Origin of the sequence: Pseudomonas sp. 20P_3.2_Bac5 (genome assembly GCF_025466035.1) — a bacterium.
Lineage (GTDB): Bacteria > Pseudomonadota > Gammaproteobacteria > Pseudomonadales > Pseudomonadaceae > Aquipseudomonas.
In genome coordinates this window covers 1-1,970 of the sequence record NZ_JANLOA010000035.1, presented here as the reverse complement: position 1 = coordinate 1,970, position 1,970 = coordinate 1, and the positions used below count along the sequence as shown (strand labels likewise).

At 68.9% G+C, this 1,970-nt stretch carries 1 protein-coding gene; it reads left to right on the top strand.

Annotation, left to right across the window (positions count from 1 at the left end):
* On the top strand, positions 1-1,970 hold a 1,970-nt coding region (locus NTD88_RS06000; RefSeq protein WP_262191715.1), incomplete at both ends, for an autotransporter-associated beta strand repeat-containing protein.

Here is a 1,970-nt window from a genome sequence, read left to right as displayed (position 1 = left end):
GTCAACCTGCTGGTCGGCGGCGCGGCGGGCAGCGTGCTGTTCTGGGACGGCAGCGGCGGCGGCACGGGCGCCATCAGTGGCGGCAACGGCACCTGGGGCGGAACCGGCAGCAACTGGACCAACGCCAGCGGCAACTTCAACCAGAACTGGAACGATGGCTTCGCTGTATTCCAGGGCAACACCGGCACCGTCACCGTCGAAGGCACCCAGACCACCACCGGCCTGCAATTCCTCACCGACGGCTACACCCTGGTCGCGGGCACCGCAGGCGAGCTGAACCTGATCAACGGCTCCACCGGCTATGCCGGCGTGCGCGTGGGCAGCGGCAACAGCGCCACCGTCGATGTCAACCTGACCGGCAGCGCCACCCTGAACAAACTCGAAGCCGGCACCCTGGTGCTGAACGGCAGCAACAGCTACAGCGGCGGCACCCAGCTCAACGGCGGCACCCTGGTCGTCGGCAACAACGCGGCCCTCGGCAGCGGCACCCTGACCACCGCCGACCTGACCACCCTGGACAGCAACCGCGCGGTGACCCTCGGCAACGCCGTGACCCTCAACGGCGGCCTGATCCTCGCCGGCAGCAACGACCTGAGCCTCACCGGCACCCTCGGCGGCAGCGGCGCCCTGGCGAAGAACGGCAACGCCAACCTGACCCTGAGCGGCAACAACAGCTACAGCGGCGGCACCCTGCTCAACGCCGGCAGCCTGACCCTCGGTCACAACGCCGCGCTGGGCACCGGCGCGCTGACGGTCCTCGGCAACACCCGCCTGGACACCACGGCGGATCTGCAAGTGGGCAACGCCATCGCCGTCGCGCAGCAACTGACCCTCGACGGCAGCCACGACCTGACCCTGAGCGGCGTGCTCAGCGGCAACGGCGCGCTGATCAAGAACGGCAACGGCCAACTGCTGCTCACCGGCACCAGCACCTACACCGGCAACACCGCGGTCAACGCCGGCGGTCTCACCGTCAACGGCAGCTTCGCCAGCGCCAACGTGCAGGTCGCCAGCGGCGCCAGCCTCGGCGGCAGCGGCAGCATCGCCGGCCAGGTCAGCCTGGCCGACGGCGCCAACCTGAACATCGCCAGCGCCACCGCGCCGCTGACCGTCGGCGGCCTGTCGCTGGCCTCCACCAGCAACCTCAACTTCGCCCTGGGCGCACCGGGCAGCGGCACCACCCTGGTCCAATCCAACGGCAACCTGACCCTCGACGGCCTGCTCAACATCAGCAATGCCGGCGGCTTCGGCATCGGCGTCTACCAACTGTTCAGCTACGGCGGCAGCCTGACCGACAACGGCCTGACCCTGGGCACCCTGCCGACCGACTTCCTGGCCTCGCAGATGACCGTGCAGACCGAAATCGCCAACCAGGTCAACCTGGTGGTCGGTGAAGCCGACGGCGGCCTGCTGTTCTGGAACGGCTCGAAAACCACCGCCGACGGCACCGTCAGCGGCGGCAGCGGCACCTGGGGCGCGGACACCAACTGGACCAACTCCACCGGCAAAAACGCCAACGACTGGAGCGGCAGCCAATTCGCGGTCTTCGGCGGCCAGGGCGGCACCGTCACCATCGATGGCCAGCGTGCCTTCTCCGGCATCCAGTTCCTCAGCAACGGCTACCAACTGGTCGGCACCGCCGGCTCGCTGGAAGCGGTCAACGCCGCCGACGGCAGCCTGGCCAGCCTGCGCGTGGCCGGCAACACCTCGGCGCTGATCGCCGCGCAACTGGTCGGCAGCGGCGGCATCGAGAAACTCGACGGCGGCACCCTGGTGCTGTCGGGCGCCAACACCTACAGCGGTGGCACCCTCGTCAGCGGCGGTACGCTGATAGGCAACACCACCAGCCTGCAAGGCGACATCGTCGACAACGCCGACCTGATCTTCCAACAGGACGTCAACGGCACCTTCAGCGGCAACCTGAGCGGAACCGGTTCGGCTTACAAACGCGGCGCCGGCACCCTGCTGTT